The organism is Polaribacter litoreus (genome assembly GCF_054584775.1).
In genome coordinates, this window is the sequence record NZ_JBTLRD010000025.1 from 1 (window position 1) to 18555 (window position 18555).

Below are 18555 nucleotides of genomic sequence, written 5' to 3' on the forward strand. Positions count from 1 at the left end.
CATATATCTTTTTTCCCTTCTTGTTATTTTTATTGATGAAAAGGCAAGAAAGTTCTGCAACAACCATTGTATTGGGCATCAACATCCTTTCGTCTTTATCTTTATTGTATCAACTGTTTACAAATAAAGAGATTAAGCTATTAAACCAGCGGTCTAAGCTAGGAGTAGCTATTAGGTATGTAATTTTTTCAATGTGTTTTCTCATTTTATTACCCTTTTATAAAGGCGATTTTCATCCGTATTTAATCATCAGTATTTTATCGATGATATGGGTAAATGATTCTTTTGCTTTTTTAGTAGGTAAGAATTTTGGAAAAAATAAATTATTTCCTTCAGTATCACCCAAAAAAACAGTTGAAGGGCTTTTAGGAGGCCTAATTTTTTCTTTATTAGCAGGCCTGTTTATTAGTAAATTTAATACAGATTTTTCTTTGTTAAATTGGCTGATAATAGCTGTTATCGTATCTTTAATTGGCACCTTAGGAGATTTAGTAGAATCTAAATTTAAAAGGCAAGCCAATCTAAAAGATAGTGGTAATATTATGCCAGGTCATGGTGGTATTTTAGACAGGCTAGATAGTTTGTTGTTTGCTGCACCCTTTGTATATTTGTATATAAACTTTATTATTTAATTATGATTCGATTTCATAAAGAAGGCTACAAAATTATTGGAATTACCTTAATTGTAGTTTTAGCATTTATTTTATTAGCAGAAAAGCTGATTGATGTGGTTTGGATTGTTAAAACCATTCAAATCTTAGCCATTGCTTTTTTAATAATTGTATTGCAGTTTTTTAGAAACCCTAAAAGAGTGACTACACTTAGTGATCATACAATAATAGCGCCTGTAGATGGTAAAGTGGTTGTAATCGAAGAAGTAGAAGAGCCAGAGTATTTTAAAGATAAAAGAATACAAGTTTCTATTTTTATGTCGCCAATAAACGTACATGTTACAAGATACGCAATGAGTGGTATAATAAAATACAGTAAATATCATCCAGGAAAGTATTTAGTAGCTTGGCATCCCAAAGCTTCAACTGAAAACGAAAGAACAACTGTAGTTATCCAAAATAATTCGGTTGGCGAAATTCTTTACAGACAAATTGCAGGAGCTTTAGCCAAACGAATTGTCAACTACGCAAAAGTAGGTGATACAGTTGTTCAAGGTACAGATGCTGGGTTTATAAAATTTGGTTCTAGGGTTGATGTATATTTACCATTAGGTACAAATATTAAAGTAAATTTAGGAGATAAAGTAAAAGGGGGTGTCCAAATTATTGCAGAAAAATAATGACGAGTATAGCGATTTAGATAAAACGTTTAAAGTTACTTTTAAGAAAATATCTGAATTAAAAAAAGTATTAGCACCAGATGTAATGCTTAAGCTTTATGCATACTACAAACAGGCCAGTTATGGAAATAATTTTTCTTTTAATGGTAATTTAGATGTAAGAAGTGCATTTAAATTAAATGCATGGATACAACTTAATGGTATGTCTGCTGATGAAGCAAAAAAAGAATACATAAAATTAGCAAACACAATTTTAAAACAATAAAAACAAAACTCATGAAAAAACGAAGTATCACATTGTTAATTCTAACAGCTGCATTTTATCTTACAGCCTGTAAATCTGAAGTAAAAAAAGAAACAGTTAAAGAAGAAACACCAACGGAAGAAGTTAAAACAAGTACTGCACCATTTGCAGTTTTAAATGCAAAAAATGATATTAATTTTACAGCCTATAAAACAACTGATAAAATTGCTGTAGGCGGAACCTTTACAAAATTAGACGTAGTTTCTGGAGGAGAAGGAAACTCTGTTAAAGAAGCTATTAACAATACTGAGTTTTCTATACCAGTAAGTAGTTTGGCAACAAAAGATTCGAGTAGAGATTATAAAATCAGAAAGTTTTTCTTCGGTGTTATGGACAATACCAAATTATTGTCGGGTAAACTAATGTTAAATGATGATACCAATGGCACTGCAAAAATAACCATGAATGGAGAAACTAAAGATGTACCATTTACTTATACTATTGAAGACAAAACTTTTAATATGAAAGCTATAATAGATGTAAATACATGGAATGCTAGTGCAGCTTTAGCTTCTTTAAATAAAGTATGTGAAGCTTTACACACAGGTGGAGATGGGGTATCTAAAACTTGGAGCGAGGTTGCCTTAAATATTACGTCAACTTTTTAAAAAATTATAAATTATCTAACGCTTTTTGAAGTGTTTTAAATCGGAAAGAATACCCATTCTTTTCGATTTTTTTTGCCGAAATTCTACTACCTTCCAATAAAATTTTAGCCATATCACCAAAAACTAACTTTAGCATAAAACTTGGTATAGGTAGCCCAATATAAGGCCTGTTGATACTCTTAGCTAATAGTTTAGAAAATGATGTACTGTTGTGATGTTCAGGAGAAACCGCATTAAAAATCCCTGTTAGATCATCTTCAATTGCTTTTAAATACATTTCACACAAATCGTTAATATGAATCCAAGGCATATATTGTTTTCCAGAGCCTAAAGGAGCTACAATTGGAGTACGCATTTTATCTAAAGCACCTCCTTTTTTAGACAAAACAACACCAGTACGTAAAATTGTAACCGGTATTTTTAAGGTTTTAAATTGATGCGCAGCATCTTCCCATAGTACACAAACTTCCCCTAAAAAATCATCACCAGAAGCATCAGTTTCAGTAAAAATTTTATCGGAAGTAACAGCTCCATAATAACCACTTCCAGAAGCGGAAATAAAGCCTTTGATATCAATTTTTAGTGTTTTAATTTTTTGATAAAGTAAATTTGCTGTTTTTACTCTGCTGTCTATAATTATTTTTTTTCTTTTATCAGTCCAACGTTCATCAGCAATTCCAGCTCCTGCCAAATGAATAATATAATCGATGTTGTTAAACGCTTTTTCATCAATATAATCTTCAGAAATATCCCATTTAAACTCGTTTTCTTTTTTAGGATTTCTACTTAAAATTACCACATCATGATTTTTATCAATCAATAGTTGGGTAAGTTTAGAACCTACCAAACCTGTACCTCCTGTAATCAAAATTTTTGCCATACTCAAAGATAAACGTTTTATAAATCTACCTTATCTTAGAATATACTAAAGCAATGTTAATTTTTTTAAACACATCTTTTAAAGCCGTATTTTTATAGTGATGAAAAACAACAAGAAAAGAAAGGGTTTCATTTTTAAAACCTACCAAGCTAAAAATCAATCTCCTTTTGAGAAACTTTTTGAAATTTTTAAAGAGTTAATTACACATACTTCTGGCGATTTTGATGAAGCCATAGATTGGTTGCGTTCTTTAGATAAAGAATATAACCTCACCACTGCTGAATATACAATTGATGATTTTGTAGAAGACTTAAAGAAAAAAGGTTACATTAAAGAAGAGGCTGATGCTGATGGAGTTGGAGGTACAAAAATTACTCCGAAAACAGAAAGAGCCATTCGTCAACAAGCATTGAACCATATTTTTGGCAAAATTAAAAGAACGGGTTCAGGAAATCATAAAAGTAAATCTCCAGGAGTAGGAGATGAACATACAGGAGATTTTAGGGCCTACCAATTTGGCGATAATTTAGATAAAGTTTCGATGACAGAAAGCATTAGAAATGCCCAAATTAACAATGGAATTGGAGATTTTACATTGTCTGAAAACGATTTGGTGGTTGAAGAAACCTTGCACAAAAGCCAAATGAGTACAGTTTTGATGATTGATATTAGCCACTCTATGATTTTGTATGGCGAAGATAGAATTACACCTGCCAAAAAAGTAGCCATGGCTTTGGCTGAATTAATCACCACACGTTATCCAAAAGACACCTTAGATATTTTGGTGTTTGGTAATGATGCTTGGACCATCAAAATTAAAGATTTACCGTATTTACAAGTTGGGCCTTATCATACCAACACAGTTGCTGGTTTAAACCTGGCAATGGATTTACTCCGAAGAAAAAAGAATACCAACAAACAAATTTTTATGATTACAGATGGTAAACCAAGTTGCTTACGAATGTCTGATGGACAATATTATAAAAACAGTAATGGATTGGATAAATACATTGTAAACAAATGTTATGCAATGGCACAACAAGCCAGAAAATTACACATTCCAATTACTACTTTTATGATTGCACAAGATCCCTACTTAATGCAATTTGTAAGAGCATTTACACAAGCCAATCAAGGTAAAGCATTTTATACGGGCTTAAAAGGTTTAGGTGAAATGATTTTTGAAGATTACGAAACGAATAGAAAGAAGAGGATTAGAGGGTAGAAGCCCATTTAATTTTGTTTAAAGAATTAGAGAAAAAAGATGAAAGAGAAGAGATTAAAAAATGAAAAGACATAATTATAAGAAGTTGAAAATTTGGCAATTAGGTTTAGAACTTTCTTTTCTGATTTCTGACATTTTAGAAAATTTTCCAAAACATGAACGTTATGACTTGACCTCACAAATAAGTAGATGTTCGATTTCAATTCCTAGCAATATTTCAGAGGGCTCTTCAAGAACAGATAAATCTTTTAGTCATTTTATAGATATTTCTTTAGGCTCTAGTTTTGAACTCGGGACACAAATTTTAATAGCGCATCACAAAATATATATAAATAATAAACAATTAGAGAAACTGGAAAGTTTAATTGCTGAATGGCAAAGAATGACTATGGGATTTCAAAATGGTCTTCAGAAGTAGTCTTTTTTCTATTTTCTCTAATCTAACGTCTAAAAGGCATTATGAACATAAAAACACTAGGAGAATTAAAAAAATCAGGATATCAGTCAAAGTCAATTAAAGACGAGTTGCGCGAAAACTTAATCAGTAAAATGATGAGTAAAGAAACTGTTTTTAAAGGCGTTCACGGATATGAAAACACAGTAATTCCTGAGTTAGAAAGGGCTGTTTTAAGCAAGCACAACATCAATTTATTAGGCTTACGTGGTCAAGCAAAAACACGTTTGGCAAGGTTGATGATAAATTTATTGGATGAATATATTCCTGTTGTAGAAGGCTCTGAAATTAATGATGATCCCCTTAATCCAATATCGAGATTTGCCATTGAAACCATCAAAGAAAAAGGAGATGACACTCCGATTTTCTGGTTGCATAGAAATCAACGTTTTGCAGAAAAATTAGCAACACCAGATGTAACTGTAGCCGATATTATTGGTGATGTAGATCCTATAAAAGCAGCCAACTTAAAATTAAGTTATGCAGATGATAGGGTAATTCATTACGGAATGATTCCAAGAGCTAACAGGTGTATTTTCGTAATTAATGAATTGCCAGATTTACAAGCACGTATTCAAGTAGCGTTGTTTAATATTTTGCAAGAAGGCGATATTCAAATCCGCGGATTTCAATTGCGTTTGCCTTTAGATATGCAGTTTGTATTTACGGCAAATCCAGAAGATTATACAAACAGAGGTAGTATTGTAACTCCGCTTAAAGATAGAATTGGTTCGCAGATTTTAACCCATTATCCAGAGGATATTGAAACTGCAAAAATTATTACCCAACAAGAAGCAAAAAACAATCAGAAAGAGTCTATAAAAGTGCCAGAATTGGCAAAAGACTTGTTAGAACAAATTGTTTTTGAAGCTAGAGAAAGCGAATATATTGATGCCAAAAGTGGTGTAAGTGCGCGTTTAAGTATCTCTGCTTTCGAGAATTTATTGAGCACTGCAGAAAGAAGAGCACTGTTATCTGGAGATGAAGAAACAATGATTCGTTTGAGCGATTTTGATGGAATTATACCAGCAATTACAGGTAAAGTAGAGTTGGTTTATGAAGGCGAACAAGAAGGTGCACAAGTAGTTGCAGAAAATTTAATTAAAAAAGCCATTAAGGCATTGTTTCCAACCTATTTTCCAGAAATTAAAAAATTAGAGAAACAAAGTGATGAATCTCCTTACGATGAAATTGTCTCTTGGTTTTTTAATGCTGATGACGATTTTGAATTGTTAGAAGATTTTACTGATGTGCAGTATAAAAATGAATTAGACAAAATAGCACCCTTAGAAAAATTTTTACAAGAACATCAACCCAATATGAATACTGATGATGCTTACTTTGTAAAAGAATTTTTATTATGGGGAATGGTTGAGTTTAAAAAATTAAGCAAATTCAGATTTGCAGAAGGTACACAATTTAAAGATCCTTATGGCAATTTTATAAGCGGTTTGTAAAACTTATAAGTACAAAAGGCTATCTAATATAATTACATTTAAGCATTTTTTAGATAGCCTTTTACAATTTATAAGATATATATAGATTAGAAATTTCTTTAAAAAGCACTTTAATATCAACCTGTATAAGATGATTTAAAGTTGTAGTAACATTTTTATATCAGAGCGTTCATAATGCGAATCTTTTTCTAATTCAATTTCTTGAAAACCAACTTTTTTATAAAGATGAATGGCAGCAACTAAACTTCTATGAGAATATAAAGTAATACTGTTCCAGCCTTGTTTTTTCGCAAAATCAATACAAAAGTTCATTAATTTTTGTCCAATTTTTAAACCCTGATATTGGGGCGATACAGCCATTTTACTCAACTCAAAAAAAGTTTCTTGGTTAATAAAAGAAACAACACCCACAATTTGATCCTTAAATTTCGCAAAAAAGATACATCCACCAGGTGCAATAACATATTTCTTAGGATTACTCAATACTTTTTCGTCATAAGGCTCAACATAAAAGTATTTCTTTAGCCATTGTACATTTAAATCATAAAAGTGATGTGCGTATTTATCTTCAAAAGGAATAATTTCTAACATTATTTAAGCTGTTCTGTTTAGTTTTTGTGATACGAAAAGATATCTCACACACAATAATATTAACAACGGAATTATGGCAATTGGAAAAGATTGCACACCTGCTATCCATAATAAAGGAATCAACAAAACAAAAGAAATTAAAACTTTGAAGTATACTTTTAGCCACTGTTTTTGAGCTTTTTTTAAGGTTAAAAAAGCGATAATAACGTTCGGAGCAAATGCCCACAAAAAGTTAAAATTGTTAGGTGTGGTAGAATGGTCTGTAAAAAACCATAAAAAAACAATTAAAACCCCTACAATTCCAGAGATAAAAAGAAGAAGAAAATCTAATAATTTGGTTCTTTTTTTCTTTTTAGAATCTTTATAAGTGATAAAAATACCTAGTAAAGCAATTAAACTAAAAATTAGTATTGGATTTAAAAAAAGTATATTTTGTTCTAACTCTTTAAAATCAAGTAAAATATCTTCTCTTTTAACCAATTTTTCAGGTTGATTGTCTAAATAAACGGTACTTTCTTTAAAAATAGTATATACATAATCAGGCAAATACATATAATCTTTAGTATTGGCTACTTGATCAAGTTTATTACCCAAGGCCAGATTTATACCAAAACTTCCCCAAGTATTCCAAGGGATTTCTTTATCCATTAATTGTCTATAGGATAGTTTTTTTGTGATAGCATTACTTTTAAAAATCACTTTATCTTTTAAAATAGTTGTGGTGATGTCTCTAAGTTTGGTTGCACAATTGTTAAAATAAGGATCATAAAAATAGCTTGCATTTTTTGGTAAAGCATTATTTTCTAAATACATAAAAAATGCCTGTTGTTGTTTTTGATTTAAGTTGAGTACTTGTTGTTTTACCCAGCGTTTATCTTTTTTATAGCTGGCTAAAAAATAGCTAAAATTGTACCTAGCCAATTTATAGAGTAGTTTTCCTTTAGTAAAATTGCCATAAAAATTAGGCGCATTAAAATCAAACATTCCGTAATTATAAATCAAATCTAATTGTAAAACAGGATCTTTAATTCTTATGGCAGAATGCCCAAAAGCTTCATACAATTCAGTACCTGGACCAGCAGTAACAATACTTACTTCTGCATAAGTAGAAAGTTGTACCTGTGCTTGTATGGGTTTTAATATCCACAAAAAAAAGAAAATAAAAAGAACGCTTTTTTTCATAAAAATTAAGGTCTAAAGAAACTATAATCGAAAGTAACCGAAAAAATATTAGAAAACAAGGCATTACCTACACTACCAATATTGGTTAAAGCATAATCAACTTGAATGCCTTTGTAATTGAAACCCACTCCAAAATTAGGCTGAACTGATAACGATTTACCATCATCAAATTGTGTGATGTATTGAAAGTTTCCTACGCCTAAACGTAAATACACCAACCTGTCATAATCTAATTGAAAACCTACAGCAGGATCTATGCTACCAATTTTAGATGAAAAAATATCGTTACTTTGTTCAAAACGAATATTTAAATCAACTTCAGACATCAAATTCAAAAAACGACCCACTCTAAATTCTTTGGCAACACCCAATTGTAATTTTGGTTTGGTGAGTTCTGTAGTTTCTGGTAACGCTTGATTTTGACCTGGAATGGCATTTCGTATTTTTTCAAACTCTTCTTCATTAATTGCCCAACTGTTAAAAGTTGTGGTAATGTCTCTAGCCATTAATCCAAATTTCCAATCGTTTCTTTCAAACTGAAGCCCAACATCAAAACCAAATCCCCAAGAAGTGGCAAATTCACCAATAATTCTTCTTACAACTTTAGCATTTACTCCCAATTTAACATCCTTAAAAATCAAATTTCTGGCATAGGCAATATTGAAAGCATAATCTGCTGCAGAGAACAAACTAATTCTATTAAAATCTATATTACCATCGCTGTCAATTAATTCTGTAGTGTTTAAAATATCATCTACACCAAAACGTATTACAGAAATTCCGAGCGCACTTTGGCCATCAATTGGCATGGCAAATGCAGCGTGATTATAATTGGCTATACCAGCAAAATAAGAAGCATGCATTAGAGAGCCTTGTACATCTTCTATGCCAACTAAACCAGCAGGATTCCAATATGTTGCATTTACATTATTTGTTGTAGCCACAACAGCTTTACTCATTCCTAATGCAGCAGCATCCACACCAATATTTAAAAATTCGTTAGAATAATTTCTAAATACTTGCGCATGTAAAAATAATGGAATGCAGATAAGAAAAAATACAATTTTATACTTCAAAAGCCGGATAATTAATGAATAACAAATATCTTAAAACCTACTAAAATAACTGTTGTTTTTTACAGATATTGTTTATTAAAAATCAATCTGAATATTTTCTTTTATAAACTTGGCAATTCTATGCTCTAACCATTTGTTTTCATTAGGTATAAAAGAAGACATAAAACCACAATGGCCACCATATTTTGTTTCTTCGAAAAAGAAATATTCAGAATTTTCAGCTTCTTTATATGGATAACATTGGTTAGATAAAAAGGTGTCGTCTTTTGCATTTACCAATAAAGTTGGTACTTTAATATTTAATAGGTATGGTTTAGAACTGGCTTTTTGCCAATAATCTTCTGGGTTTTCAAATTCAAAAACAGGAACAGTATAAATTTTTTCTAAATGTTTAAACTTTGTTGCTTTAAAGAGTTGGTCTTTATCTAAATGGTATTCAGGAAATTTATGGGCTTTTTCTAAAATTTTATTTTTCATCGTTTTAAAAAAGACCTCCATATAGAGTTTGTTTTTTATTTTCTCCATTTCTTGTTCTGCAGTTGCAATATCAATTGGCACAGAAACTGCAATTCCGCCTTTTACAATTAAAGGTAGGTTGTCACCTTTTTCTCCTAAATATTTTAAAGTTAAATTACCCCCTAAACTAAACCCAACAATTACAATATTTTTGTAATTGTAATGCTCTAAAAGATAATTTACAACAAAATCTACATCTTCGGTTTTTCCACTGTGGTAGGTAGATAGCAACAAATTATCTTCGCCACTACAACCTCTTAAATTAAAACAAACAGTATCTATACCTAAATTATTTAAATGATTGGTATTGGATGCCATATATTTAGATTCAGAACTTCCTTCTAACCCGTGAATTAGTAAAACAAGGGTTTTAGACCCAACAAAAGAAAAATCTAAATCCAAAAAATCTGAATCCCAAGTTGTAATTCTTTTTCTAGTATAATTGGCGGTATCTTTCATAAAAAGTGGCCTATACATGGTGTTAAAATGGCCATTTCTAAAAGGAATTGTTGGAAGAAAATTAGATTCGAATACAGGCATAATTATCTATTTCTAATAACAAATATGATAAAAAATATAACAATATAGAAAATTACACAACTAGGATTGCTTATTTTTGCCCTTAAAACTATAGTAACAATATGAATTTTGTAAAACAAATACCCAATCTTTTAACACTAGGAAACCTTTTATGTGGAACGATTGCAGCAATTTTAGCTGTTCAAGAAGATTTTATAGGTGTTGCTTTGTTTGTATTACTGGGTATAACTCTTGATGTTTTTGATGGTTTAGCTGCACGTTTATTAAATGTAGCTGGCGACCTAGGGAAACAGCTAGACTCTTTGGCAGATATGGTTACCAGTGGTGTTGTACCTGGCATTGTTATGGTTAAATTAATGCAAATTAATCTTTTTAATAAAGCAGAATTTGTAGAGAACCACAGCATTGATGGCGTTTTTGATAACTCAGTATTAGGCTATTCATTAATTGGGTTAATAGTTACTTTAGGAGCCTGTTACAGATTAGGAAAGTTTAATTTAGATACAAGACAATCTAATTTTTTTATTGGTTTACCTACTCCTGCAATGAGTTTATTTGTTATTTCTTTACCTTTAATACAAGCAAATACAGATTTTGTTTTTGTGCAGAATTTAATTAGTAATAATTATTTTTTAATTGCAATTACTTGGATATTAAGCTTTTTAATGAACGCAGAAATTGTTTTATTTTCACTAAAGTTCCAGGACTATAGTTTAAAAAATAATTGGCTTATCTATTTATTTTTAACGTTTTCTTTAATGTTAATTTTGTTAATAGATTTTTTAGCTATTCCAGTAATCATTATATTGTACGTGGTTTTTTCAACAGTAAAAAATTTAACCCCCAAAATTTAACCCCCAAAATTTAATCATCATGAAACCAGCTGTTACACCCAAAAATGAAGAAGAAAGACTAAAAGTTTTAAGAGAATATAAAATTCTAGATACTTTACCAGAAGAAGATTATGATGCTATTGCTAAAATTGCGTCAGGTATTTGTAATACTCCAATTGCTTTAATTTCTCTAATAGATAAAGACAGGCAATGGTTTAAATCTACCCATGGTATAGCAGCCGAACAAACTCCAAGAGAATTGTCATTTTGTGCACATAGCATTTTACAACCAGATGATTTGTTAATTGTTAATGATGCTACAAAAGACGAACGTTTTTACGATAACCCATTGACAACTGGTGAACCTAATGTTATTTTTTATGCAGGTGCACCATTAAATACTTCAGAAGGTCAGGCAATTGGTACATTGTGTGTAATTGATAATAAACCAAAAGAACTTAGTAAAGAGCAACAAGAAGCTTTAAAATTATTAGCAAAACAAACGGTTAGTTTATTAGATTTACGTAAAAGAAATTATGAACTTAATAAAGTTAACGATAAAGTTACTAAACTAAACGAACAGCTTAATAATTTTGCCTACAGATTAACGCACGATTTAAAATCTCCAATAAGTGGTGTAAATTTTTTGGTTCAAGTTTTAAAAGAAGATCATAAAATTCTATTTCAAGAAACTGAAGCTGAAGAATACATAAACCTTATTTCTGGCAGAATGAATTATATGAGTACTTTAATCGATGAAATTTTAGAGTACACCAAAGTAAATACAGAGCATATTGTTTATGAAGATTTTAATTTAAAAACACTATTAGATAGTATTATTAACAATATAGATTTTGAAAATAAAATAGCTTTAAATTCTAATAATTTAGATATTAACATAAGAAGTTCTAAAATTGGTTTTGTACAAGTATTTCAAAATTTAATATCAAATTCTAGAAAATTTTCTGACGAAGAAAAAGTAAACCTTGAAATTGATTTTTCTAAAGATGATACACACTATTATTTTGTTTATAAGGATAATGGCCCAGGAATAAAAGAAGAGTATTGGAAAAAGGTTTTTAATATGTTCGAAACTTTAGAAAACACCAATAATGAAAATACAGGTATTGGTTTAGCTACTGTAAAATCTATTATAAAACGTTTAGGAGGAATTATTTACACAAAAGATAGAGATGACCTTAAAAAAGGAGCCAGCTTTCATTTTTCAGTTTCAATTAAAGAAATTACCGAGTAAAGATGACTAATTTTAAATCGATTAGAACATTTATTGGTGCTAAAGATTTTGAAGAGTCTAGATTATTCTATAAGGCATTAGATTTTTGCGAACTTCCATTATCATCAAATATGTCTTTTTTTAAAGTGAATGATTCCTTAGGATTTTATTTACAAAAAGCTTATATAAAAGACTGGGTAGATAATTCTATGATTTTTTTAGAAGTTGATAATATTGAAGATTATTTAATGGAATTAAAAAGTAAGCAATTCACCAAAAAGTTTCTAAAAGTAAGATTATCTGATATTGTTGATCGAGATTGGGGTAGAGAATTCTTTTTACATGACCCATCTGGAATTCTCTGGCATATTGGGTGTTTTTACAAGTAGTAGAAAAATTTACTGAAAAATTTTCTTTTTCTTTAATTCAAAATCTTTACCTAAATACACTTTACGTACCATTTCATCTGCAGCCAGTTCTTCAGGCGTTCCTTCTTTTAAGATACTTCCATTATACATTAAATACGTTTTATCTGTTATGGCCAAAGTTGCTTGTACATCATGGTCTGTAATTAAAATACCTATATTTTTATTTTTTAGTTGAGCCACAATACTCTGAATGTCTTCAACAGCAATAGGGTCTACACCTGCAAAAGGCTCATCTAACAAAATAAAATTAGGGTCAGAAGCTAAACAACGCGCAATTTCTGTTCTACGTCTTTCTCCACCTGATAACAAATCGCCTCTATTTTTACGTACATGACCAATGTTAAATTCTTCAATTAAAGACTCTAATTTAATCTTTTGTTCTTTTTTAGAGAGATTGGTGAATTGTAAAACAGACATTATGTTATCTTCAACAGATAATTTTCTAAAAACAGAAGCCTCTTGCGCTAAGTAACCAATCCCTTTTTGCGCACGTTTGTACATGGCATCATGGGTAATTTCTTCATCATTTAAATAAATATGACCTTCGTTTGGCTTTATCATTCCAACAATCATATAGAAAGAGGTTGTTTTACCAGCTCCATTTGGCCCCAAAAGCCCAATAATTTCACCTTGTTCAACTTGCAAAGAAATGCCTTTTACAACTTTTCTGCTTCCGTATATTTTTTGAATGTTGTTTGCTTTTAAAATCATATGTACCTATAGATGTAATTTGTATGCTGCAATTGTGTAAATGTAGTAAACAACTATTTTAAGAACCTTAAAGCATTCTTAAAACTTACATAATTAACCCAATAAACTATTAAACTTCATTTTCAAGAAGCTCCCAATATTCAACAGCTTTTCTTAAATGTGGTATTACAATTGTTCCGCCAATTAAATTAGCAATAGACATAGTTTCCATCATTTCTGCTTTAGTAACTCCGTTTTTCATTGCAGCTTCTAAGTGATACTGTACACAATCATCACATCTTAATACAGCAGATGCTACTAAACCCAATAACTCTTTTGTTTTTACAGGTAGATGACCAGCAGCAAAGGCGTTGGTATCGAGATTAAAAATTCTTTTGATAACTTTATTATCTGAAGCTAAAATTTTTTCGTTCATTTTAGAACGATAGTCATTAAATTCTTTAACTTTTGTAGGCATTCTTTTCTTGTTTTTTGATAACTCTTCGTGCAACAATAATTCCGATTTCGTATAAAATTAATATTGGTATTGCAACAATAACTTGGCTAGCAACATCTGGTGGTGTAATAATAGCGGCTAAAATTAATACCACAACTAAGGCGTGTTTTCTATAGCGTTTTAAAAATTCTGGTGTTATTAAACCTATTTTAGCTAAAAAATAAATTAACACAGGCAATTCAAATAAAATAGAAACACCTAATAACATGTTGGTTACTAGTCCAATGTGAGATTCTAGTGTAAAACTATTTTCGATAGTGTCTGTAATTTGATAGTTGTAAAGAAAGTTAATAGACACAGGTGCAATTACGTAAAAACTAAACAAAACTCCGATAAAAAATAAAAGTGAAGCAATAAAAATAAAGCCTTTTGATTTTTTTATTTCATGTTCTGTTAAGCCAGGTGAAACAAATCGCCAAATTTCCCATAATAAATAGGGGAAAGCAACAATTAGGCCTAAAATTAAAGAAGACCAAATAGAGTTCATTAATTGCGAGGTAACTTTTATACTCTGTAATTTTTTTTCACCAATATTTATAGAGCAAAAATCACTTTCCATTCCAAATAAATTAAAAAAATCACAAAATAATTGGTAAGTTATAAAATTAGGACTTGTATGAGCTAAAAGAAAGTGCGTATATACTTGTTCTGCAAAAACAAAAAAAGTAATTGCAAAAATAAAAATTGCAGCAGCACTTCTAACCAAATGCCATCTTAATTCTTCTAAGTGTCCTAAAAAGGACATTTCTTTTTCTTGTGCAGCCATTAAAAGATTCCTTCTTTAATTAAATCATGTAAATGTACAACTCCTATATAATTATTTGCGTTATCAACAGCTAAAATTTGAGTAATACTATTGTTTTCTAAAGCATCTAAGGCATCAATAGCCATAGCATCTTTATGAATTGTTTTGGGGTTTTTGCTCATAATATCTTCAGCTACATAATCATCAATTTTAGTTGTTTTACTTAGCATTCTTCTAATATCACCGTCAGTAATTATACCTAAAATTTTATTATTTTCTACAACAGCAGTAACGCCTAAACGCTTTTCAGACATTTCTATAATTACTTGGGCTATTGTATCTTTTCTAGTAACTTGTGGCAGTTGGTTGTTTATAATTAAATCAGAAACTCGTAAATATAATCGTTTTCCTAAAGCACCTCCTGGATGATATTTTGCAAAATCTTTACTGGTAAATCCTTTTAATTGTAATAAACAAATAGCTAGAGCATCACCCATTACTAATTGTGCAGTTGTACTTGTGGTTGGTGCTAAATTATTTGGGCAAGCTTCTTTTTCTACATAAGTATTTAAGGTGAAATCTGCATTTTTACCCAAATACGAGTCTATATTACCAGTTATAGCAATAATTTTATTACCGTAATTTTTAATTAAAGGAACTAAAATTTTAATTTCTGGTGTATTGCCACTTTTAGAGATACAGATTACAATATCATCATCTAAAACATTTCCTAAATCGCCATGAATAGCATCTGCAGCATGCATAAAAACTGCGGGTGTACCTGTAGAATTAAAGGTAGCCACTATTTTTGTAGCAATATTTGCACTTTTACCAACACCAGTTATAATTACTCTACCTTTAAAATTGTGGATGTAGTTAACAGCATTTTCAAAGGTAGAATCTATAAAATTAGCCAGGTTAGCAATAGCTTTGCTTTCGGCTAAAATGGTGTTTTTTGCATTTGTAATAATAGATCTAGTATCTTTCAATCGTTATGTTTTTATCAGAATAAAAAAAAGTTATATCTTTAGATATATAAAACAGGCAAATTTACTATAAAAAGTTTCATCAAACAATATAGTAATTGGTTTCTATTTCTATAAATTATAAATTAATATTTATATGGATTTACATAGTCCTCTTAAAAAGTTTTTTGGATTTAATAAATTTAAAGGATTACAAGAAGAAGTAATACAAAGCATTGTAAGCAATAACAACACTTTTGTGATAATGCCAACAGGAGGTGGAAAATCTCTTTGTTATCAATTACCAGCATTAATGAAAGAAGGAACTGCCATTGTAGTTTCTCCGTTAATAGCTTTGATGAAAAATCAAGTTGATGCCATTCGTGGAATTTCTGAAAACAATGGTGTTGCCCATGTTTTAAATTCATCTTTGAATAAAACAGAAGTAGCGCAAGTAAAAGCTGATATTGCAAACGGAATTACAAAATTACTGTATGTTGCTCCTGAATCTTTAATAAAAGAAGAATATGTTACTTTTTTAAGAACTCAAAAAATTTCTTTTGTTGCTATAGATGAAGCCCATTGTATTTCTGAATGGGGGCATGATTTTAGGCCAGAGTACCGAAATTTAAAACACATAATTAGGGCCATTGATAATGTACCAGTTATTTGTTTAACAGCTACAGCAACCGAAAAAGTACAAGAAGATATTTTAAAAACATTGGGCATTACAGATGCCAACCGATTTAAAGCCTCATTTAATAGAGCAAATTTATTTTACGAAGTAAGGCCTAAAACAAAAGAAGTAGAAAAAGATATCATTCGTTTTGTAAAACAAAGAGAAGGCAAATCTGGAATTATTTATTGTTTAAGTAGAAAAAAGGTAGAAGAAATTGCCCAAATTTTACAAGTAAATGGAATAAAAGCTGTGCCTTATCATGCAGGTTTAGATGCAAAAACTAGAGTTAAACATCAAGATATGTTTTTGATGGAAGATTGTGATGTTGTGGTGGCTACTATTGCATTTGGTATGGGAATTGACAAACCAGATGTTCGTTTTGTGATTCATCATGACATTCCAAAAAGTTTAGAAAGCTATTATCAAGAAACAGGTAGAGCAGGTAGAGATGATGGTGAAGGTTACTGTTTGGCTTTTTACGCGTATAAAGATATTGAAAAGTTAGAAAAATTTATGTCTAGCAAGCCAGTTGCAGAGCAAGAAATTGGCCATGCCTTATTGCAAGAAGTTGTAGGTTATGCAGAAACTTCTATGAACAGACGTAAATATTTACTGCACTATTTTGGTGAAGATTTTGATGAAGTGAATGGAGAAGGTGCTGATATGGACGATAATTCTAGAAATCCGAAGAAAAAACATGAAGCCAAAGAAGATGTTGTAAAACTTTTACAAGTTGTAAAAGATACCCTTCAAAAGTACAAGGCAAAAGAAATCGTAAATACTTTAGTGGGTAAAGAAAATGCTTTATTAACGTCTCATAAAACACACTTACAACCTTTTTTTGGTATTGGTAAAGCTAAAACTCCTTCTTATTGGATGGCTCTAATACGTCAAGTTTTGGTGGTTAACTATATCAAAAAAGAAATTGAACAATATGGGGTGATAAAACTGACCAAAAAAGGATTAGAATATTTACAAAAACCGAGTTCTTTTATGATGACAGAAGATCATTCTTATCATGAGAATGATGATAATTCTATCATAACAAATTCAAAATCTTCTGCGGGTGTAGCTGATGAGAGGTTAATTAAACTTTTAAAAGATTTACGAAAAAAAGTTGCTGTAAAATTAGGGGTACCACCATTTGCGGTTTTTCAAGATCCATCTTTAGACGATATGGCTTTAAAATATCCTATTTCGATTGAAGAATTAGCAAAAGTACATGGAGTAGGGGAAGGAAAGGCAAGAAAATTTGGTAAAGATTTTGTAAAGCTAATTTCGGATTATGTGGATGAAAATGATGTGTTAAGACCAGACGATTTAATTGTAAAAAGTACTGGTGTTAATTCTGGTTTAAAGTTATTTATTATTCAGAATACGGATAAGAAATTGCCTTTAGAAGATATTGCAAAATCTAAAGGATTGGAAATGAGTGGGTTAATAAAAGAAATGGAAGCCATTATTTACTCAGGCACCAAAATAAATATTAATTATGCTTTAGATGATTTGTTAGACGAAGATCAACAAGAAGAAATTTATGATTATTTTATGGAAGCTGAATCCGATGGTATACAAGAAGCTTTAGATGAATTTGAAGGTGATTATGACGATGAGGAATTGCGTTTAATGCGAATTAAATTTATTAATGAAGTAGGTAATTAAAATTGGTATTTCATATCAATCGCATATTTTACCAATTCATTACCAGAAGAAAAATCTAGTTTACGAATCATATTTTTACGATGTGTATCTACAGTAGTTTTAGCAATAAATAAAATTTCTGAAATTTCTTTTGATGATTTGCCATTGGCAATTAAGCCTAAAATTTCATTTTCTCTTTGAGATAAGATTACCTTATCGTTTTTTCCAATGGTTACATGTTCATCAATATAATCGTTCATAAAATTAAAGGCTACATTAGGATCAAAAAAAGTATCTCCATTAGCTACAGTAACAATAGCTTTTGATAGCATTTTCATGCCAGAATTTTTTAAAATATAACCTGTTGCACCAGCGTTAACCATTTGTTTAATAGCATCTGGTTGATCGAACATGGTCATCGCTAAAACATACACATGAGACCATTTTTTTTTAATAATTCTTGTAGCTTCTATGCCATCCATAATCGGCATCCTAATATCCGTAATAACTAATTTAGGCTGTTTAGAAGCTACTAATTTAACTAACTCATCACCATTATTTACAGTGCCAATAATGTTAATTTCAGTATCGTATTCGTAAAAAGATTGAACACCATCAACAAGCATTTGATGATCTTCTGCCATAACAACTCTTATCATATTTAATTTTTTATAAAAATACAATTTTTAAACGCTCTTA

At 30.2% G+C, this 18555-nt stretch carries 21 protein-coding genes; 11 read left to right on the top strand and 10 right to left on the bottom strand.

Going from position 1 to position 18555, the window contains the following annotated elements:
- From ACW9UN_RS16030 to ACW9UN_RS16045, 4 genes are all read left to right on the top strand, one after another.
- Positions 1–632, top strand: a 632-nt coding sequence (locus ACW9UN_RS16030; RefSeq protein WP_459487378.1) for a phosphatidate cytidylyltransferase, incomplete at its 5' end; no start/stop codon positions are given.
- 2 nt (positions 633–634) lie between these two features.
- Positions 635–1291, top strand: coding sequence for a phosphatidylserine decarboxylase family protein (locus tag ACW9UN_RS16035; protein ID WP_459487379.1), 657 nt, complete (start codon positions 635–637; stop codon positions 1289–1291).
- Positions 1278–1556, top strand: coding sequence for an acyl-CoA-binding protein (locus ACW9UN_RS16040; protein ID WP_459487380.1), 279 nt, complete (start codon positions 1278–1280; stop codon positions 1554–1556). The genes ACW9UN_RS16035 and ACW9UN_RS16040 overlap by 14 nt, the downstream gene beginning before the upstream one ends.
- An 11-nt stretch (positions 1557–1567) precedes the next feature.
- Positions 1568–2203 (top strand): YceI family protein, encoded by a 636-nt coding sequence (locus tag ACW9UN_RS16045; protein WP_459487381.1) that lies wholly within the window; start codon positions 1568–1570, stop codon positions 2201–2203.
- Positions 2204–2207: 4 nt separating this feature from the next.
- Here ACW9UN_RS16045 and ACW9UN_RS16050 read toward each other — a convergent pair whose 3' ends face one another.
- Positions 2208–3083, bottom strand: coding sequence for a TIGR01777 family oxidoreductase (locus ACW9UN_RS16050; RefSeq protein WP_459487382.1), 876 nt, complete (start codon positions 3081–3083; stop codon positions 2208–2210).
- A gap of 100 nt (positions 3084–3183) precedes the next feature.
- On the opposite strand from ACW9UN_RS16050, the gene ACW9UN_RS16055 reads away from it, so the two are divergent.
- The 3 genes from ACW9UN_RS16055 to ACW9UN_RS16065 all read left to right on the top strand — a co-directional run bounded on the left by ACW9UN_RS16055 (position 3184) and on the right by ACW9UN_RS16065 (position 6219).
- Positions 3184–4308 carry a vWA domain-containing protein gene (locus ACW9UN_RS16055; protein ID WP_459487383.1) on the top strand — a complete coding sequence of 375 codons (1125 nt, stop codon included), beginning with the start codon at positions 3184–3186 and terminating at the stop codon, positions 4306–4308.
- A 61-nt stretch (positions 4309–4369) separates the two neighbouring features.
- Positions 4370–4726, top strand: coding sequence for a four helix bundle protein (locus ACW9UN_RS16060; RefSeq protein ID WP_459487384.1), 357 nt, complete (start codon positions 4370–4372; stop codon positions 4724–4726).
- Positions 4727–4767: 41 nt separating this feature from the next.
- Positions 4768–6219, top strand: coding sequence for a MoxR family ATPase (locus ACW9UN_RS16065; protein ID WP_459487385.1), 1452 nt, complete (start codon positions 4768–4770; stop codon positions 6217–6219).
- A 135-nt stretch (positions 6220–6354) separates the two neighbouring features.
- Here the strand turns inward: ACW9UN_RS16065 and ACW9UN_RS16070 are convergent, their stop codons facing one another.
- From ACW9UN_RS16070 to ACW9UN_RS16085, 4 genes are all read right to left on the bottom strand, one after another.
- On the bottom strand, positions 6355–6810 hold the full coding sequence (locus ACW9UN_RS16070; protein WP_459487386.1) for a GNAT family N-acetyltransferase: 456 nt from the start codon (positions 6808–6810) through the stop codon (positions 6355–6357).
- Between the two features lie 3 nt (positions 6811–6813).
- Complete coding sequence (locus ACW9UN_RS16075; protein WP_459487387.1) at positions 6814–7992, bottom strand: lipoprotein N-acyltransferase Lnb domain-containing protein; 1179 nt, start codon at positions 7990–7992, stop codon at positions 6814–6816.
- 5 nt (positions 7993–7997) lie between these two features.
- Positions 7998–9068 carry a putative type IX sorting system protein PorV2 gene (locus ACW9UN_RS16080; RefSeq protein ID WP_459487388.1) on the bottom strand — a complete coding sequence of 357 codons (1071 nt, stop codon included), beginning with the start codon at positions 9066–9068 and terminating at the stop codon, positions 7998–8000.
- A gap of 75 nt (positions 9069–9143) precedes the next feature.
- Positions 9144–10124: a YheT family hydrolase gene (locus ACW9UN_RS16085; protein ID WP_459487389.1), complete on the bottom strand. Its 981-nt coding sequence runs from the start codon at positions 10122–10124 to the stop codon at positions 9144–9146.
- A 101-nt stretch (positions 10125–10225) separates the two neighbouring features.
- On the opposite strand from ACW9UN_RS16085, the gene ACW9UN_RS16090 reads away from it, so the two are divergent.
- From ACW9UN_RS16090 to ACW9UN_RS16100, 3 genes are read left to right on the top strand one after another with little or no spacing between them, the layout of a single operon-like run.
- The gene (locus ACW9UN_RS16090) at positions 10226–10978 is read left to right on the top strand and encodes a CDP-alcohol phosphatidyltransferase family protein (protein WP_459487390.1); all 753 of its coding nucleotides are present in this window, start codon (positions 10226–10228) and stop codon (positions 10976–10978) included.
- A 19-nt stretch (positions 10979–10997) separates the two neighbouring features.
- Complete coding sequence (locus ACW9UN_RS16095) at positions 10998–12212, top strand: sensor histidine kinase (RefSeq protein ID WP_459487391.1); 1215 nt, start codon at positions 10998–11000, stop codon at positions 12210–12212.
- A 2-nt stretch (positions 12213–12214) separates the two neighbouring features.
- Positions 12215–12580, top strand: coding sequence for a VOC family protein (locus tag ACW9UN_RS16100; protein ID WP_459487392.1), 366 nt, complete (start codon positions 12215–12217; stop codon positions 12578–12580).
- A gap of 9 nt (positions 12581–12589) precedes the next feature.
- Here the strand turns inward: ACW9UN_RS16100 and lptB are convergent, their stop codons facing one another.
- The 4 genes from lptB to ACW9UN_RS16120 form a co-directional block, all read right to left on the bottom strand.
- Positions 12590–13330: an LPS export ABC transporter ATP-binding protein gene (lptB, locus tag ACW9UN_RS16105; RefSeq protein WP_459487393.1), complete on the bottom strand. Its 741-nt coding sequence runs from the start codon at positions 13328–13330 to the stop codon at positions 12590–12592.
- Between the two features lie 109 nt (positions 13331–13439).
- The gene (locus ACW9UN_RS16110; RefSeq protein ID WP_459487394.1) at positions 13440–13787 is read right to left on the bottom strand and encodes a carboxymuconolactone decarboxylase family protein; all 348 of its coding nucleotides are present in this window, start codon (positions 13785–13787) and stop codon (positions 13440–13442) included.
- Positions 13771–14592 carry a twin-arginine translocase subunit TatC gene (gene tatC, locus ACW9UN_RS16115; protein ID WP_459487395.1) on the bottom strand — a complete coding sequence of 274 codons (822 nt, stop codon included), beginning with the start codon at positions 14590–14592 and terminating at the stop codon, positions 13771–13773. The genes ACW9UN_RS16110 and tatC overlap by 17 nt, the downstream gene beginning before the upstream one ends.
- Positions 14592–15560 carry a KpsF/GutQ family sugar-phosphate isomerase gene (locus ACW9UN_RS16120; protein WP_459487396.1) on the bottom strand — a complete coding sequence of 323 codons (969 nt, stop codon included), beginning with the start codon at positions 15558–15560 and terminating at the stop codon, positions 14592–14594. The genes tatC and ACW9UN_RS16120 overlap by 1 nt, the downstream gene beginning before the upstream one ends.
- Positions 15561–15693: 133 nt before the next feature.
- On the opposite strand from ACW9UN_RS16120, the gene ACW9UN_RS16125 reads away from it, so the two are divergent.
- Complete coding sequence (locus ACW9UN_RS16125) at positions 15694–17877, top strand: RecQ family ATP-dependent DNA helicase (RefSeq protein ID WP_459487397.1); 2184 nt, start codon at positions 15694–15696, stop codon at positions 17875–17877.
- Here the strand turns inward: ACW9UN_RS16125 and ACW9UN_RS16130 are convergent.
- Positions 17874–18515 carry a response regulator gene (locus tag ACW9UN_RS16130; protein WP_459487398.1) on the bottom strand — a complete coding sequence of 214 codons (642 nt, stop codon included), beginning with the start codon at positions 18513–18515 and terminating at the stop codon, positions 17874–17876. The two genes, ACW9UN_RS16125 and ACW9UN_RS16130, sit on opposite strands and share 4 nt — an antisense overlap.
- Positions 18516–18555: the final 40 nt, after the last annotated feature.

What these genes read in the sequence shown, in the direction of transcription:
- ACW9UN_RS16075 (WP_459487387.1), bottom strand. Translation starts at nt 7,992, where the DNA reads ATGAAAAAAAGCGTTCTTTTTATTTTCTTTTTTTTGTGGATATTAAAA.
- ACW9UN_RS16100 (WP_459487392.1), top strand. Translation starts at nt 12,215, where the DNA reads ATGACTAATTTTAAATCGATTAGAACATTTATTGGTGCTAAAGATTTT.
- ACW9UN_RS16050 (WP_459487382.1), bottom strand. Translation starts at nt 3,083, where the DNA reads ATGGCAAAAATTTTGATTACAGGAGGTACAGGTTTGGTAGGTTCTAAA.
- lptB (WP_459487393.1), bottom strand. Translation starts at nt 13,330, where the DNA reads ATGATTTTAAAAGCAAACAACATTCAAAAAATATACGGAAGCAGAAAA.
- ACW9UN_RS16125 (WP_459487397.1), top strand. Translation starts at nt 15,694, where the DNA reads ATGGATTTACATAGTCCTCTTAAAAAGTTTTTTGGATTTAATAAATTT.
- ACW9UN_RS16045 (WP_459487381.1), top strand. Translation starts at nt 1,568, where the DNA reads ATGAAAAAACGAAGTATCACATTGTTAATTCTAACAGCTGCATTTTAT.
- ACW9UN_RS16095 (WP_459487391.1), top strand. Translation starts at nt 10,998, where the DNA reads ATGAAACCAGCTGTTACACCCAAAAATGAAGAAGAAAGACTAAAAGTT.
- ACW9UN_RS16085 (WP_459487389.1), bottom strand. Translation starts at nt 10,124, where the DNA reads ATGCCTGTATTCGAATCTAATTTTCTTCCAACAATTCCTTTTAGAAAT.
- ACW9UN_RS16060 (WP_459487384.1), top strand. Translation starts at nt 4,370, where the DNA reads ATGAAAAGACATAATTATAAGAAGTTGAAAATTTGGCAATTAGGTTTA.
- ACW9UN_RS16055 (WP_459487383.1), top strand. Translation starts at nt 3,184, where the DNA reads ATGAAAAACAACAAGAAAAGAAAGGGTTTCATTTTTAAAACCTACCAA.
- ACW9UN_RS16130 (WP_459487398.1), bottom strand. Translation starts at nt 18,515, where the DNA reads ATGATAAGAGTTGTTATGGCAGAAGATCATCAAATGCTTGTTGATGGT.
- tatC (WP_459487395.1), bottom strand. Translation starts at nt 14,592, where the DNA reads ATGGCTGCACAAGAAAAAGAAATGTCCTTTTTAGGACACTTAGAAGAA.
- ACW9UN_RS16070 (WP_459487386.1), bottom strand. Translation starts at nt 6,810, where the DNA reads ATGTTAGAAATTATTCCTTTTGAAGATAAATACGCACATCACTTTTAT.
- ACW9UN_RS16110 (WP_459487394.1), bottom strand. Translation starts at nt 13,787, where the DNA reads ATGCCTACAAAAGTTAAAGAATTTAATGACTATCGTTCTAAAATGAAC.
- ACW9UN_RS16090 (WP_459487390.1), top strand. Translation starts at nt 10,226, where the DNA reads ATGAATTTTGTAAAACAAATACCCAATCTTTTAACACTAGGAAACCTT.
- ACW9UN_RS16065 (WP_459487385.1), top strand. Translation starts at nt 4,768, where the DNA reads ATGAACATAAAAACACTAGGAGAATTAAAAAAATCAGGATATCAGTCA.
- ACW9UN_RS16035 (WP_459487379.1), top strand. Translation starts at nt 635, where the DNA reads ATGATTCGATTTCATAAAGAAGGCTACAAAATTATTGGAATTACCTTA.